The sequence below is a fragment of the Neptuniibacter pectenicola genome (assembly GCF_001597735.1).
GTDB classification, from domain to species: domain Bacteria; phylum Pseudomonadota; class Gammaproteobacteria; order Pseudomonadales; family Balneatricaceae; genus Neptuniibacter; species Neptuniibacter pectenicola.
The window spans coordinates 229,614-245,281 of sequence record NZ_LUTS01000002.1 but is presented as its reverse complement, the minus strand read 5'-3'; the positions used below and the strand labels follow the sequence as shown (position 1 = coordinate 245,281).

At 44.7% G+C, this 15,668-nt stretch carries 14 protein-coding genes; 4 read left to right on the top strand and 10 right to left on the bottom strand.

All coding sequences use genetic code 11. The annotated features are described in order from the left end of the window. Positions 1 to 569: 569 nt before the first annotated feature. The 4 genes from A3773_RS03705 to leuA all read right to left on the bottom strand — a co-directional run bounded on the left by A3773_RS03705 (position 570) and on the right by leuA (position 3,626). Complete coding sequence (locus tag A3773_RS03705; RefSeq protein ID WP_067983214.1) at positions 570 to 866, bottom strand: hypothetical protein; 297 nt, start codon at positions 864 to 866, stop codon at positions 570 to 572. Between the two features lie 34 nt (positions 867 to 900). Continuing rightward, entirely contained in the window at positions 901 to 1,437 is a 537-nt protein-coding gene (locus tag A3773_RS03700; RefSeq protein ID WP_067983212.1) for a GNAT family N-acetyltransferase, read from the bottom strand. Continuing rightward, positions 1,434 to 1,703, bottom strand: coding sequence for a type II toxin-antitoxin system TacA family antitoxin (locus A3773_RS03695; protein WP_067983211.1), 270 nt, complete (start codon positions 1,701 to 1,703; stop codon positions 1,434 to 1,436). Before A3773_RS03695 ends, A3773_RS03700 begins: the two co-directional genes overlap by 4 nt. Before the next feature lie 243 nt (positions 1,704 to 1,946). Beyond that, entirely contained in the window at positions 1,947 to 3,626 is a 1,680-nt protein-coding gene (leuA, locus tag A3773_RS03690) for a 2-isopropylmalate synthase (RefSeq protein ID WP_067983208.1), read from the bottom strand. Between the two features lie 400 nt (positions 3,627 to 4,026). Between leuA and A3773_RS03685 the strand changes: the two genes are divergently transcribed. Then, a complete protein-coding gene (locus tag A3773_RS03685) occupies positions 4,027 to 4,515 on the top strand; it encodes an Lrp/AsnC family transcriptional regulator (RefSeq protein WP_067983207.1) in 489 nt (162 codons plus the stop codon). Positions 4,516 to 4,555: 40 nt separating this feature from the next. Here A3773_RS03685 and nosR read toward each other — a convergent pair whose 3' ends face one another. From nosR to A3773_RS03660, 5 genes are read right to left on the bottom strand one after another with little or no spacing between them, the layout of a single operon-like run. Next, complete coding sequence (gene nosR, locus A3773_RS03680; protein WP_067983204.1) at positions 4,556 to 5,833, bottom strand: response regulator c-di-GMP phosphodiesterase, NosR family; 1,278 nt, start codon at positions 5,831 to 5,833, stop codon at positions 4,556 to 4,558. 29 nt (positions 5,834 to 5,862) lie between these two features. Further along, entirely contained in the window at positions 5,863 to 7,491 is a 1,629-nt protein-coding gene (locus A3773_RS03675; protein WP_075109472.1) for a sensor histidine kinase, read from the bottom strand. 33 nt (positions 7,492 to 7,524) lie between these two features. After that, positions 7,525 to 8,340, bottom strand: coding sequence for a phosphate/phosphite/phosphonate ABC transporter substrate-binding protein (locus A3773_RS03670; protein ID WP_067983202.1), 816 nt, complete (start codon positions 8,338 to 8,340; stop codon positions 7,525 to 7,527). Continuing rightward, the gene (locus A3773_RS03665) at positions 8,337 to 9,440 is read right to left on the bottom strand and encodes an HDOD domain-containing protein (RefSeq protein WP_067983200.1); all 1,104 of its coding nucleotides are present in this window, start codon (positions 9,438 to 9,440) and stop codon (positions 8,337 to 8,339) included. The genes A3773_RS03670 and A3773_RS03665 overlap by 4 nt, the downstream gene beginning before the upstream one ends. Positions 9,441 to 9,474: 34 nt before the next feature. Continuing rightward, entirely contained in the window at positions 9,475 to 11,454 is a 1,980-nt protein-coding gene (locus A3773_RS03660) for an EAL domain-containing response regulator (RefSeq protein ID WP_067983198.1), read from the bottom strand. A 308-nt stretch (positions 11,455 to 11,762) separates the two neighbouring features. Here A3773_RS03660 and A3773_RS03655 point away from each other — a divergent pair, with 308 nt between their 5' ends. Genes A3773_RS03655 through folX form a run of 3 tightly spaced genes read left to right on the top strand, consistent with a single transcriptional unit; the run spans position 11,763 to position 13,673 of the window. Further along, positions 11,763 to 12,299 carry a heme NO-binding domain-containing protein gene (locus A3773_RS03655; protein WP_067983196.1) on the top strand — a complete coding sequence of 179 codons (537 nt, stop codon included), beginning with the start codon at positions 11,763 to 11,765 and terminating at the stop codon, positions 12,297 to 12,299. Next, the gene (locus tag A3773_RS03650) at positions 12,299 to 13,273 is read left to right on the top strand and encodes a sensor histidine kinase (RefSeq protein WP_067983194.1); all 975 of its coding nucleotides are present in this window, start codon (positions 12,299 to 12,301) and stop codon (positions 13,271 to 13,273) included. Before A3773_RS03655 ends, A3773_RS03650 begins: the two co-directional genes overlap by 1 nt. A gap of 37 nt (positions 13,274 to 13,310) precedes the next feature. Beyond that, positions 13,311 to 13,673, top strand: coding sequence for a dihydroneopterin triphosphate 2'-epimerase (gene folX / locus A3773_RS03645; protein ID WP_067983193.1), 363 nt, complete (start codon positions 13,311 to 13,313; stop codon positions 13,671 to 13,673). On the opposite strand, the gene A3773_RS03640 is transcribed toward folX, so the two are convergent. Then, on the bottom strand, positions 13,670 to 15,622 hold the full coding sequence (locus A3773_RS03640) for a M48 family metallopeptidase (RefSeq protein WP_067983191.1): 1,953 nt from the start codon (positions 15,620 to 15,622) through the stop codon (positions 13,670 to 13,672). The two genes, folX and A3773_RS03640, sit on opposite strands and share 4 nt — an antisense overlap. Positions 15,623 to 15,668: the final 46 nt, after the last annotated feature.

Genomic DNA, 15,668 nt, shown 5'->3' with positions numbered 1-15,668 from the left:
CAGTTTTCCGGCTGTATGCTTTATGAATAACAACGTTAAAGAAAACGTTAAAAAATGCCTGGCCTTAGGTGTAGCACACTATGCCGCACACGTTGCTTTTATTGATTACCGTTTCGGCACCGCCGTACGGGGGAAAAACTAGTGGCCAGAAGCCTATCGGGTGGTGGGTGACTATGTACCAGAAGGATGGATAAAGCAGCAGGCGTTCCCGCTTAAAATAAAAGTTAGCCTGCGCTAAAACAACTAAACCGATGAGTCATCATCGGTTTAGTTTTTATGATCTATCAACTCCGCGAACGAACACACCAGTCTAATATCTACTATTCGGCTGTTGGTTAGCGCTAATTATCTATTATATGAAACGGAAAAAGGCACTTGTTTTAATGGATGCCAGTACCTAATGAACCAACTGCTTTAATGAGTGTCTGTCCCTACTTCACCTTAGTACCTAATGAACCAACTGCTTTAATGAGTGTCTGTCCCTACTTCACCTTGGTAAACTTAACACTAGACTAACCATACGAATTACCCACAGAGAGGCTGAACAATGTTCAAACCTATCGCAATGCTTATTCACCATTTTTCTCTGTCCACTCTAATAGATCAAAACCATCAATTAATGCATTGAAGATTTTTTTATGATCATTGGAACCAGAATTTGGTTTTAATCGATTATAAAACTCCAGAATAGATTCAGCATATGTTTGATCTTTACTTCCATCGTTTAGCTTTAAAGAGTTACCAACTTCAGCTTTTAACTGTGCATACCGTTCAGGTACAGACTCTAGATTTAATTCACTCTCAATATCTGAAATTAGCTGCTGTGTATCATTTTTTATTTTGTCAAAAAAAATTCGTGTACTCATACTTAAATCCTTCTAAGCGATATAATGCTATAAATTACGGCTGATTAAACAGCTGCGCTAACGTTTTCATCGGTAAGTACATACGCATATGCCCATTGTGCTCACACAGCCTTTTAAAGCCAAACATTGCATAAAACGCTTGCGCTGAATCGGTCAGACAATCGACAACGACAGCATAAGCTCTCATATGCTGATTAACATCCCATAGGTACTTTAGCGCACGGATCAGGCTAACCTTTCCTAAACCTTCTCCCTGAAATTCTTTGTGTACGGCAAGTTGCGCTAGTAGAAATACAGGAATTGGATATCGAGGGAGTTTCTTTGCTATATGAACAGGCAGGGTTTCACGACTAATCGAGCTAGGCGCGACCGTATAAAATGCACAAATCGCGTACTTCTGATTGGGCAGCGGTAAAGCACTAGGCAACACCATGGTACGACTGATACTCGCTTGCATGTGCTTAACGGCTTGTGTTTTTATGAAGTTATTTAACTTTTCTTCGCCGCAATCAAACGGATTACGATCATGTTCTGATTTACTCAGCTCAACGAAGGTTTTACCCCACCTCACTTGATACCGCTCTCATCTGCAAGCTGTACTGCATCAAGCAATGCCTGATTGGGTGCGTTAGCCTTGTCACAGGCCGCCATAAATTCGTCAAAGACATTGTCTTTAACAACCATACTTTCGTGCGCTTCAATTACGTGAGTTGCATCCTCATCCATTACCCTAACAACATACTCAGTCAAACTCTTCAAACCAAGTAATGCTGAGGCTTTTTCTGCTTTTACCTTAATCTCTTCATCAAGACGAATATCTAAACGTGCCGTTGCCATGCGCCCTCCAGCGTACGGAAAGTATCCGTACTATGTCCAAATTATAGAATACTTATTAAAGCAACTCAATCTGTACGGAACATTGCCGGATAAGTACAGGAAATAGCCTTTAAGGATACGCACCTTCACCCTTTGCTTATTCGGCAGCATAAAAAACCCGCTTTAACTAAAAAGCGGGCTTTAGGATTGTGCGTAGCCTTTACTCAAGCGATTTTAGTTAACATCACTACAACGCTTACTACCTTAGGCGACTTGTTCGGTGCCTTGTGCGCTCGGTTCGGCTTTAACTGCTTGACGGCTAAAGGCAGTTAGCATCGCCTGCAGTGCAGCGGCTGAGGTATCCTCATTGGTCGCAACGGCGTACTCTAGCGCACCATTGATAGCAACACAGATAGAAGCCAAAGCTTGGGCATCCGTACCGGCGCCGATTGAGTGCTCATCAAAATGGCTGACTTCAATCTCACATTGGTACTGCTTGGCCAAGGCATCACACAATGCTTCTAGGGCGCCAGCTCCTTTACCTGAGAATTGGGCCTCACCAATGCTAAACTGTGCACTCACTTGGTTTGAGTCTGTATGCAGCTCATAGTCATTTAGTTGCCATTGAGCAGGTACGCTGACAAGGCTTTGCTCATAAATAGTTTTAATGGTCACCGCAGATAGCTCCACCCCTTGGGTTTCAGCTGCCTGCTGTACCTGCTGACTCAAAGGCGCATGCATCCACTTAGGTAGCTCAATACCAAAATCCCGTTCCAAAACAAGGGCGACACCGCCTTTACCGCTTTGGCTGTTGATACGAATAACCGCTTCATATTCACGACCAATATCCCGTGGATCGATCGGTAGATACGCTACATTCCAATGGGTTTGTTGATGCTCAGTATGGTAGTTAACTGATTTTCTAATCGCGTCTTGATGACTGCCGGAAAATGCAGTGTAGACCAACTCGCCCGCCCAAGGGTGACGTGCAGCAACCGGTAGCTCAGTACAGTATTCCACCACATCAATAATCTCGGGAATATTGGAAAAGTCTAACTCAGGATCGACACCTTGAGAGTACAAGTTCATCCCCATGGTCACTATATCCATATTGCCGGTACGTTCACCGTTGCCGATCAATGTCCCTTCAACACGGTCTGCACCGGCCATTACACCCAACTCAGCCGCTGCAACGCCGCAGCCACGGTCATTGTGGGTATGCAAACTGATACGAATTTTATCTCGCTGTTTAAGGTGACGGCAGAAGTACTCTATCTGATCGGCATACACATTGGGCGATGACATCTCGACCGTTGCGGGTAAGTTGATCACGATTTTTTGGCCGTTTTCAGGTTCCCATTCGGCGATCACCGCATCACACACCTCAACGGCGTAGTCGATCTCGGTTCCGGTAAAGCTTTCAGGTGAGTATTGAAACTCCCATGCAGTTGCCGGGTATTGAGCCGCATAATCGCGAACCCAACGCGCTCCTTGAGTCGCAATCGCTTTTATCTCGTCACGGCTCATATTAAATACTTGTTCGCGCTGGACGATGGATGTGGAGTTATACACATGCACATTGGCGCGTTTAACACCGGCAAGCGCTTCATAAGTACGTTTGATCAATGCTTCCCGCGCTTGGGTTAGTACCTGAATTGTTACATCATCAGGGATGCGATCCTCTTCGATCAACTTACGGACAAAATCAAAATCCGGCTGGGAGGCGGAAGGAAAACCCACTTCAATCTCTTTAAAGCCTAGCTTAACCAATAAGCTGAACATGCGGGTTTTCTGCGCAACTGACATAGGGTTTACCAGCGCTTGATTACCATCACGCAGGTCAACACTACACCAATCGGGTGCTTTATTGATCTCTTGATCTGGCCATGTACGATCCGTTAAACGGACGGTTTCAAAACGACGATATTTTTTATGATCAAACATAACGCTTACCTACGGTTCAGTAATGCACAATTTTTTATGTCTACAACGACTTTACATTAAAACCCGCTGTCAACATTCAAGTGGAATGGGACAGCGGGGTACTTAATACAGTACGGGCTCAGTTATCTGCTTTTGGCACTCAGGATAGGTTCGATAAAACCTTAGGGCTGGAGAGGCTCACGGATGGTGATAACTCCCTCACATCGGGATGACGCTGTGATTTTTAACCCATAAACCGGTTCCGTTTGGGACGAAACCTGCTCCTTAACTGATAGAAACAAGTTTATAGCGTACCTTGCGCAATTACCGTTCTAATTCATTAAATATTTAATCATTTGCGCAATATTAAAAAAGCAAATACACTAAAAACACACATATTATTGCTAGCAGTTAAAATATCATGAAAAAAAACATCCACCTCGACCGCTTTGACCTAAAAATATTGCACGCGCTACAAGATAATGGGGAGCTTTCCAATCAGGATTTAGCGGAACAGGTAGGTTTAACTGCGGCACCCTGCTCCCGACGGGTCAAAGCGTTAGAGGAATCTGGCGTTATCCGTGATCGTGTTGTGCGTTTAAATGAACGCTCGGTAGGACTTAATCTCTTTGTCATACTGCATATTAGTATGGATAAACATATTCCTGAACGATTTGAAGCGTTTGAGCGTACGATCCAAACCTTGCCTGAAGTGATGGAGTGCTACCTGATTACGGGGCATGATGCAGACTATCAGCTTAAAGTCGCCGTACCCGATATGGATCGATATCAAGACATTTTGTTGGGAAAAATCACCCGTATACAAGGTGTCACGGGGGTTAAGTCGTCATTTATCATGCGGAAGGTGGTTGATAGCACCGCCGTGCCCCTTAAATATAGCGCCCTATAACAGGAGGTAAGGAGCACTTGTACAGCCTTCCTAGCGAGCCTTATTGGGAGACATAGATCTGTAAATCATCATCGAGGTTCGATTCAATCTCACGGATGCGGGCAATGGAGATATCATCTAACCGCTGCCCTGCACTCAACAACATTATCCCCTCTTCACTGATAAGGTCGCGGGTTAGTTTCATGCCTTTTGCCAGCTGATCACTGTGAATACATTTATCATTAATCGCATCGCCGGTATCACTTAACGCTTTAATCGCGGCAATCAAGATAGTGACGATGTTTTGGTTATAACGTTCAGCTGCGGTGGTTTGTAAATAGTTGATCGCTTCGATCGTACTGTAGGGGCGCTCATCATAAAAGCCGTATAGGAGTTCAACGTAATCATTGACGACCGCAAGCACCTGCGCCCGATAACTGATCTCATCACCTTTTAGCTTTTTCGGGTAACCCGTGCCATCAAGGTACTCTTTGTGTTGAGAGATGATCTTACCGGCGGGATACAGCGGTTTAACCATTAAGGTAGCCGCCTGCGCTAATAAAGGGTGGGTTTGAAACGTGCGCTGCTGCTCCACATCCAATTTGAGATAAGGGACTCTTATCAGGTCGTCGGAAAAGCTGAGTTTACCGATCTGACGTAGCTGCCACGCAAAATAGAGCTGTTTAAGCTCACTCCCTTCAAGGCCCGCTTGTTTAGCCACGGTGGCGCAAATTAAGTTTAACGTTTGGTTATTACTGGAGGCTTTAACCCCTAAACGTCTCGCCGTCAGGGTCGAAAACATACGCACAACTGCGCGATAGCTGTTTTTTATACTCTGGTTTGCCACTTTAAGCTGCTCTGTACGGGCCTGAACTTTTAAATCCAGCGACTCATTCAGTGCTTGCAACTCAAGGTTTTGTTGTTTGGTTTCTTCACTTAAACGCGCATTCTCTTTTTTAAGTAGTGCATGCTCAAAGCTGCGCTTAACCAAGTTAAGTACATCGTCATCTTCCCAAGGTTTAGAGATAAAACGACTGACTTGGCCTTTATTAATCGCATCAATGGTGGCTTGTACATCGGCATATCCGCTCACCACAACACGTTCGCAGTCTGGAAAGTTTTTCGCAACCTGTTCTAAAAAGCACTCGCCCGCCATTTCGGGCATACGCATATCACTAATAACCATATCGACCGAGTGAGTTTTAAGTAGCTCTAACGCTTCTATCGCAGATACGGTTGTAATGACATGACACTTTAAAATACGCAGTAAACGCTTTAACGAACTTAAAACTGCGGGCTCATCATCAACGATCAGGACAGTATTATCAGTGTATTCCATTGCGATTAATCCCTATCTAATTATTATTTTTAAACCGCTACGATGGCATCCCCTGTACCCAGTTGCTCGGTAACTATAGGTAATAACAAGGTAAAACAGGTGCCTTTACCCTCTTCACTTTGTACATTAATGTCGCCGTTGTGCTCATCAACAATAATGCCGTAGGAGATTGCTAACCCAAGGCCGGTGCCTTCGCCCACCTGTTTGGTGGTATAAAATGGATCAAAGAGTTTGCTGATCTCATCTTCGGCGATACCACAGCCATCATCCTTAATACGTATCTCAATGTAATCTCCGATCACTTGACTTGAAATATCAATGTGCCCCTGCCCTTCAATCGCATGCCCCGCATTTAAAATAATATTCAGTAGTACCTGTTTAATTTTACTGGGCAAGCAGTAGGTTTGTGGGAGATCACCTAACGCTGTCGATAACTCACAATGGTACTTAAGCTCATTGTTCGCCACGGTTAAGGTACTGGTGATACATTCATTAATGTCCGCTAACTGCATCCTCCCCGTTTGATCCGCATGGGAAAACGCTTTTAAGCCTTTAACAATTTCCTTAACCCGTATAGACCCTTCGTGTGTATCTTTTAATAGATCATCTAGGTCGTCATTCATAAACTCGAGATCACTGCTTTCAGTCAGGTCTGCGATAACCTGTAGCTGAGCATCACGTTCAGCAGGGTCGTCTATCTCCTGTAGACGCTGATATTCAGCCACTAATTTTCGGTAGTTTTTAGCATAGATCTCTAAGGTTGAGAGATTACTAATGACGAAGCCTAATGGATTGTTAATCTCATGGGCGACACCGGCAGAAAGCACACCAATGGACGCCATCTTTTCTGATTGGATCAGCTTTGTTTGGGCATCTTTAATTTCGTGATTGGCTTTTTCTAACTCTTGAGTTCTCTCCTGGACTCGGTCTTCTAAGGATCGGTTGAGCTCCTGTAGTTCAGTTTCAAACTGATCCCTTCTCAAGCTGACCTCTTTTAAGTTGGCGGCCATTGAGTTAAAGGCATAAGCCACATGGGAGATCTCATCACGGCCCTTAAACGGCACTTTAATGGCTAAATTACCTTTAGCTATAGATTTAGCCGCCGCACTTAACGACTTAAGCTGGCTCGTTAAGTAGGTACCTAACATGGATGAAAAAACAGCCACAAACAACATACCCACCGCAGCAACAGTAACACTCTCTGTGGTTGCAGCCTCAATGGCCTTAGTCAGGCTATTAATATCAATGCCGACCTCTACCCGACCATACACCTCACCGCCTTCACTAATTTCAGCATAAGTATCAAAGATCGTATCGTCTACATGCTCAACATCGATATCCTGCTTAAAGGGGCGGCTTAAAATAGCGGCATCACCGCCCTCAGCAAAAACTTGATTACCGGGGCCTAACACCCGCGCATAAACCAAATCGGGGTTTTTCATCACCTCATCAACAAACGCACTAAGGGAGGCTAGGTCATAACTCAAAACAGCGTTCGCTGTGGTTGTCGCAAATAATGTCGCCGTTGTCGACGCGCGTTTTGATAGGCTGTCATAGTTGGTGGTACGAAGATATTCCAACGTAATAGATGCCAAGATCAGCAACAAAACCGCTTGTATTATCGCTATACCTAAAATTGTTTTTAGCCTTAATGACACAAACAGCGCCCTCTCAGGTAACCATAAAAATAACTACAGTAGATGTTCAAGTAGTTTTATATTTAACGCGCGCACATCATCCCAGTCGTGATCTTCTGCAACCTCTAACGCTTTAAAGTGAATCGTCTTTAACAGCGCTTGCCCTTCGGGGTCACTGCTCATATTAATAAGAGCTTGCTGAATTTTGTGTCTCAATTCCATATCAATACGAGGATGAACAGCGATCGCGTGGGGGGTATAGCCCGGCGTAGACCATAAAACACGTAAGTTGTCCCGCACATCGGGCGCAGTATTATTGAAGGTTCGTATCACCCCCCCACCCGCAGGAAAGAGCCCTTTAGATACCGTTAAATAAACGGAATCATGGGAGGAGACGTATTTAGGGGTGACGTCGATACCGTCTTTAGCCATTTTAGCTTGTGGCAGTACGCTTGCGGCAAACGCTGCTGGGGATGGAAACGCCAGCGTTTCGCCCTGCAATTGATCAAGTGAGGTAATCGAGCTGTCTTTAGCGACAACAATAATCCCTTTGATTTTCCGATCCTGTTGTTTTGCAATCGCCTCATAACCGGGTGTTTGGTGAAACAGCGTGTAATGATATGGATTCATATACGCAATATCATATTCCCCCGCGAGGACTCTTTTTTCAAAAGTAGGGATATCATTTGCGGTACTGAATAAAATTTTAACCCCTACCTTCTCACTCAAATAATTACTGATCGGTGTCCACAATCTGGCTAGTTTTTTAGCGGACTGCTGCGGAACGATGCCAAAGGTTAAGGTGTCGGCTGCCACGTAGGGCGACGCGAGTAGCGCACAGAGCAGTAAGGCGGATAGATGAGTTCTCATGTATGGCTCCTGACATAATCGGACAACATGGCCCGCTCAATCAACTGTGGATCTAATTCGGCAAATAACTGCTCGAGCGGTAGCTTTTTATTTTCGGCATCCACCAGTGCTTTAGCAATATGTAACTGATAAAGCACAACATCATCACCGTCTGATTCAAGGGGGTTAGATTGATAGCGAAGCGTATCAATAATTAATGCCTCAAATCCCCAGAGTTTAAGTAAAAAACTGCCGACAAGATCGAAAGAGCCATTAAATTCCCGCCCCGCAATAACCAACTCGCCTATGTTGTGAAGTAGACCTGAAAAGTAAGCTCGCTCTTTTTTAGCCCGCTCTAACCGAGTAAAGCTCGCCAGGTGAATACATTTTTCCGCCACACGTTCTGACTGTCTAAGCAGTTGATTATTAAAATCAGAGTTACCGTTTTCACTCGTGTAGACGCTAAAACAAAGGACTAATTTTCTAATTAAGTCATACCCTAAACGGATCACCGCCTCTCTAGCGGAGTACACCGGCTTAACGCCACAAAAGTATGCCGAATTGGCTAACTGCAATATTTTTGATAAGACTGCGACATCATGGCTCAACAACTGGTCAACACGGGCAGGGTCCGGTTCTTCTACTGAGTCTAAATACTCAACCAGTGCCTGATAATTAGCCGGCAATAAGGGCAAGCTATCCAAACGCCCCATTTCGGCACGTAGTTCATCATCTAAGGCGAAGGTTCGCAAACAGACTGCACGCTCAATCACCTCAACAATTTCATCGAGCTCAAACGGTTTTGACAGCAGTAAGTGAGCAATATTGGCGGATTCGATCACCGTATCATGGCTTATGTCCGCAGACAGTATGACCCTGACCGCATCGGGGTAGCTTTTTTTCACTTGTTTGAGGAAGTCAGCCCCATCCATTTCTGGCATTTTCTTCTCAACCAATACAACCCAGGGGGTCGCCTTAGCCATTTGACTTAACGCTTGGGCGGGCGAGGCTTCAAACACCATTGTCCATTCTTTTAATCGCGAACGTAATGCGCGACGTAAAGCACTGAGCACTTGTGACTCATCATCAATAAAATAAACAGTGGCTTGGTTCATTTCCATTACATCAGATCCATACAAATTTGATACGTTTCGATTAGCTCAACGCGGTAGGGTAAACCCAAGACTTCGCTTTTAGCAGTGCTTTAAACTCATCCGCCACAACGGGCCGACTAAAATAAAAACCCTGAACCTCATCACAGCCCATCTCTTGCAGTTGCTTGAGTTGTTCAACGGTTTCTACACCTTCAGCAACCACACGCATACCTAGGTCATGAGACATAATGATCATATTTTTAACAAGGTTTGCTTTCTCAGCCCTTTCCGACAGCTCCATCACAAAGGAGCGGTCAACTTTTAAGGTGTCTACCGGGAGGCGGGTCAAGTAGTTTAACGATGAGTAACCTGTACCAAAATCGTCAATCGCAATTTTCACCCCTAAGGCTTTAATCTGCTTTAACACATCAATACTGTGTTCAATATCTTGCATCAAAAACGTCTCGGTCACTTCCAGCTCTATAAATTCGGATGACAAACCGCTGCCTTCGATAATCGTTTTCACCTTATCGGCTAAACCGTTCTCGACCAACTGACGGCCGGACACATTCACCGACATAATGAAAGGGGGAAGCCCCTCCGCCTGCCACGCATAACACTGGGCAATGGCTGTCGATAAAACCCATTCACCAATAGGCTCAATTAAACCGGTTAACTCCGCTAAGGGAATAAACCGATCAGGGGAGATCATTCCTTTCTCTGCATGTCGCCAACGAATCAGCGCTTCAGCCCCTAGGATTTCACCCGTCACTAGCGATATTTTTGGCTGGTAGAACAATGAGAATTCGTTACGTTTGAGGGCATGGCAAAGCTCACTCTGCAAGCTCACCATATCATCCCGATTTTTATCCATGCTGGGGCTGTAACGAGGGTAAATATCAAGCCCTCTATCCTTACTGTAATTCGCCGCTAATTGCGCACTTCGAATGAGTGCCTCTGCACTGTCACCATCCTCTGGGTACACAGAATAGCCAGCACTAAAGGTAAGCATGAGCTCTCGGTCATCAAAATTAATCAGTTGTTTAAAGGGAGATAGGAGTGAGCGAATAAACGTTAGGGCCGTCTGCTCAGTGAACTTCTCGGGCACAAAGAAAACAAAGGCTGCGCCGTTCATTAAACTGAATTCGATCTCATCACTGACGTTCGCTTGAAATAACGCGTAAAGATGGTGCAATAAATGATCGGACTTTTGATAGCCTAGGCAATCATTAAAGTGCCTAAAATGCCGAATATCTAAATAAATTAATGAAAAACCTGAGTGGGTTAATATTTTCCCCTCAATGTTATCCATCAGTGACAGTTTTGCGGGGGCTAGATCCGCCTCGGCTTTGTCCACATAACCTAACTTAACAAACGACAGTGATACCTCCCAACGCTGGTCAGTAGCAGGCCGTGAACAGACATGCAGTACCCGATCATACTTAGTATCAGGTAACTCCAACTCTACCCCACCGGAAAGTGCTAAGCTCTTAACATCGTTGGCAGATAATAAAGGCAGTGCGCTCTCAAGTGCTAAGCCCACTAACGTGCTAGCCTTATCCTTAAAGAAAAGATCCACACCCTCACCAAGGTCAGTAATCACACCTTGATCGTTCATTATAATACTGGCTGAAATAGTGCCAGCGTCGTTGATATGACATGCATACTCTTGACGCCAATGTTCAAAAGCTTGATCCATCTCTTCGAGTAGCTGCGTCTCCTCCCACGGCTTCTCTAAAAACTTATACACAGCCCCACTGTTTAATGCGGCAATCACCGACTGTAAATCGGCATACCCACTTAAAATAAGCCCTAAGGTCGATGGGTATTTCTCTTTAATCTCAATTAACAGCTCACCGCCATTTTTATTGGGCATACGATAATCAGAAAGTACAACGGGAAAGGCTTTATCTTTAAGAATCTCTAACGCTTCCTCTGGCCCATTTGCAATACTGACTTTATAACCTGCGCGATGGAAAATTCGCTTTAACGCTCGCAATATTGAAGGCTCATCATCAACTAATAAAAGAGATCGATCCATAGCATTCCCTACACATAAAATTATCAGTTAAACACCAGTATAGTCGATAGGTCATGCTTTTCGGGCCTAAATAAGCACTTTCTAATAACCATTCACCTCTTACATTTATAACGCTGCTGTAACGCCATAGCAACAAAGCAAAGTTAAACCTTAGCAAAATAGATTAAAATCGATAAACTTCCTTAAATGCGTTCTAATCAAGCTAAAGTATCTACACTAAAGTCGTGTCGTTGCTAAACATTATTTAGCTATCACTCAAGCTGATAAAAATAAAATGTGTACGCAAAACTGAGTCAATGGAGTTGGTTATGAAGGGCGTGATTTTTAATGTTCTGGAAGAGATGGTGATTGAACAGTACAACATGCAAACATGGAACGAGATTCTTGCGTCACAAACAGCAGAAGGTATTTACACCGCGGGCGAAAGTTATCCTGATGAGGAGTTATTTAACTTAGTAGCCACCATTTCTGACAAAACCGATATCCCGGTTGAAACACTGGTCGGCGCGTTTGGCGAGCGGCTATTTGAGGGGCTCGCCGCACGAAATCCTTCATTTATTGAAGCCGAGCCAACCCTCAAAGGTTTTTTAAAAAGCGTACACAGTGTGATTCATATGGAAGTGCGCAAGTTGTACGAAAACCCTAACCTACCGGATTTTGAGTACGCTGAAGATGCAGACGATACATTATTAATGCGCTACCGATCCCCTAGAAAACTATGCATCTTGGCTGAAGGCTTAATTAGAGGGGCCGCCCATCACTATGATACATTGATCACTATTGATCACCCCGTCTGCATGCATAAAGGCGCAGAGCACTGCGACTTAATAGTGAGGTTCTTGTAATGGATACACAAGATCAAGAAAATGCTTACAAAATTGCCTATGAACGGGAAAAGCGTGCCCGTTTAAAAGCGGAAGACCTGCTTGAAACTAAAGCGCGTGAGATTTTTTTGCAGAATGACCAGCTAAGAGAGAACTATGATCTGCTAAAAAAACAGCAATCCATTATATTGCAAAATGACAAACTCGCCACGATCGGTACCTTAGCGGCAGGGATGGCCCATGAGATCAACAACCCCCTCGCATTTGTAAAAAGTAATATAGAATCCCTTGGGCGATACCATGAGTCCTATTCACGACTGGTCTCCTTTATAAAAGAGGTATCAACGCACTTACCCGAAGCCGAGCAGAACAACTTAAAAGCATTGTTCGACGAAGAGGATATTGATTTTATTCAAGAGGACTTACCCGACCTTATGGTAGATACCATCGAAGGATTAACCCGGGTTCGTGATATTGTGATGAACTTACGTAGCTTTGCACGCACGCAATCCTCTGACCGCTGCGCAGCTCATGTTGTCGATGGCCTCCATAGCACATTAAAACTGTTAAACAGTGAATTAAAGAACGCCGTAAGCGTAAAATTAAACCTTGCGCAGGTACACGAAATTTATTGTAATCCCAACGCACTTAATCAGGTCTTTTTAAATTTAATCATCAATGCAAAACATGCGACCGAAGGCAGAGAAAACCCAACCATTGAGATAACCAGCCGTGATACACCATCTGAGGTTATTATCGAAGTGACCGATAATGGATGCGGCATGCCGCCTGAGGTACAAAAAGAGATCTTTTCCCCATTTTATACAACTAAACCGGTTGGTTCCGGTACCGGCATGGGATTAGCCATTGCTTACGGTATTATAAAAGATCATGAGGGTGAGATCAGTGTAAAGAGCACCGAAGGGCAAGGAACAACCTTCACTATAACGCTTCCCATACACGCCACCAAAGAAATCGAACAAACGGATAACTAGCCCTCTCTATTGAGAATTGATCAAGGAATACAGGTTCATGCTCAGCAACGCTATCATCAACATTACAAACCTACGACTCCGCACGTTCATTGGATTTAACCCTGATGAGATGCAAAAACAGCAAGATGTCGTGATTAATATTGAGATCCAATACCCCGCGAGTAATGGTTTTACTAATGATGATGTAGAGCAAGCACTTAACTATAAAACCATTACCAAAGAGATTATTCACCACGTAGAAAACGGGCGTTTTTTATTGCTAGAAAAATTGGTATCCGACGTGCTCGACATATGCAGCGCCCATCCTTGGACCCGTTATGCAAAAGTCACGGTGGACAAACCCCATGCCCTGAGGTTTGCTGATTCCGTATCATTATCCCTTGAGTGGCAAAAAGATTAGTGCCACTCCGATACTTGCTGCTCAAGAAAAAGCGGTGCAGGTGCATCCATAACGGCGGCGATGCTTGAAACAATCTCGCGCTCACCGGCTGTCACTTTACCATCTTGATAGATACAGTTTTTAATCCCTGTAATTAGGCGAGGTTTGAGTACAGGGTAGGCACAGGCCAAACGATTTACCGCCTGAATAAACCGCTCTAAATCACAAGCATCTTCAGGCAATAAACGCAGATTATATAACCCCGCAGCGCCTGCCCCACGGTTAAACGCTCTTTCAGCATCGGCGCTATCCTCATGCCCATGATGAGCAAGGAGTGATAATATAATTTGATATTCATCACTCAAAGCACTCACCTCTTTAAAGCGAGGTTTAGCCTCTTTTTTGGTCTCAAACTCACCCGCCAAATAATGACGTACCAACTGAAATAAGCACCATTCAAATAGATCGGTCTTTTTATCCGCACGAATCAGCAGCAATAAGGTGTGCTTAAACACTTTATATTGTTCCGGCGACATACATTTGAGCGCGGGTAATAACAGCTCAATTAACGGTAAACGTACCTCCCTATTTAGGCGTTCAACAACCGGATGAAGTTGACGCATAAGTGGCTCAATGCCTTTTATGTCACATTGAGCTATCAGCTGCCACTGCTTCGCTTTAAGCTCAGGTTCAACATGAACAACAAGCGAGTAACACAAAGCAATCGCCCCAAACGGATCATGGGCCTGTTGGTACAGCGTTTCAGGAATACGCTCAATGTCCTGTCTAATCTGATCCAGATCAGCCTGTGCGGAAAATAGCGCATCAGGATTAACACCCGCCGCAACAGCAGCCCCAGTCATCACGGTCTGAGTGAATGCCTCACGCTTTTCAGCTTGGGTGATTTTATCGTCTTCTTGCTTACGTGTACGAGATGCGGCACTTCGATAGAGGTAGTTCCCATCCCAGTCTGGATCAACCTTTAAGATGCGATCCACCAGCGGCGGGTGCGTCGCCATCATATTACTGAGTGAGCATATGGCTTGACCAAAAAAGAGGTGACTGACTTCGCTCCGGTGCGCATCATTGATCTCTGTGCCACTGCTATAGCCACCAATGATCTTTAACGCATTACCAATACTGTCTGGATTTCGCGTAAATTGGACGGCACTCGCATCCGCTAAAAACTCCCGTTGACGACTCACGGCTGCCTTAATTAAGTTGCCAAAAAAGGTCCCTAACCAACCGATGGCTAACAGCGCGATACCCAGTACCGCTATTCGATTATCAGAGCGGCGACTACTGCTACCCCGTATAAGCAGCTCACCCACCAAACCAATAAAAACGATACCATGTAATAGGGCGATCAAACGTAAATTTAATCTCATATCCCCATTGAGGATGTGACTAAATTCATGGGCGATCACCCCTTGTAACTCATCACGTTTAAACTGCTGTACGCAGCCCTTAGTAACACCGATAACCGCATCCGCAGGTCCATTACCGGCAGCAAAGGCATTAATACCCATCTCGTGTTCTAGTAGATAAACTGCGGGAACAGGCATCCCCGCCGCAAGCGCCATCTCTTCAACCACATTAAGTACTTGAAGTTGGTCCGGGTCATCGGTATTGGGATAAAGACGAACACCACCTAAGGACTCAGCTACCGCCTTACCGCCTGAGCTTAATTGCAGCCACTTATATAAAATGGCGCAACCAACCGCGCCGCCGACGGCCAAACTCACTAAACCAAATGTATTCCAGGAAAAAAGCGACGCGATCGTTTGAGTATTCGTGTGCGACACGACACTCAACCCCCGCTGCATGGTTTCTTCCTGGGTAACAAAAAAGAGAGTGAGTCCGATCAAGAGATTCGTCAGCGCAATGAGACCTACCACAGCGCATATAAACAGAACGACAAGCCATCCCGTATTGCGCCGCGCTTTATCTTGCTGTGTAAAAAAATCCATTTATCGTTTACCTAGCTACGTCTCTAACCCAAATGCTCGGAATTAC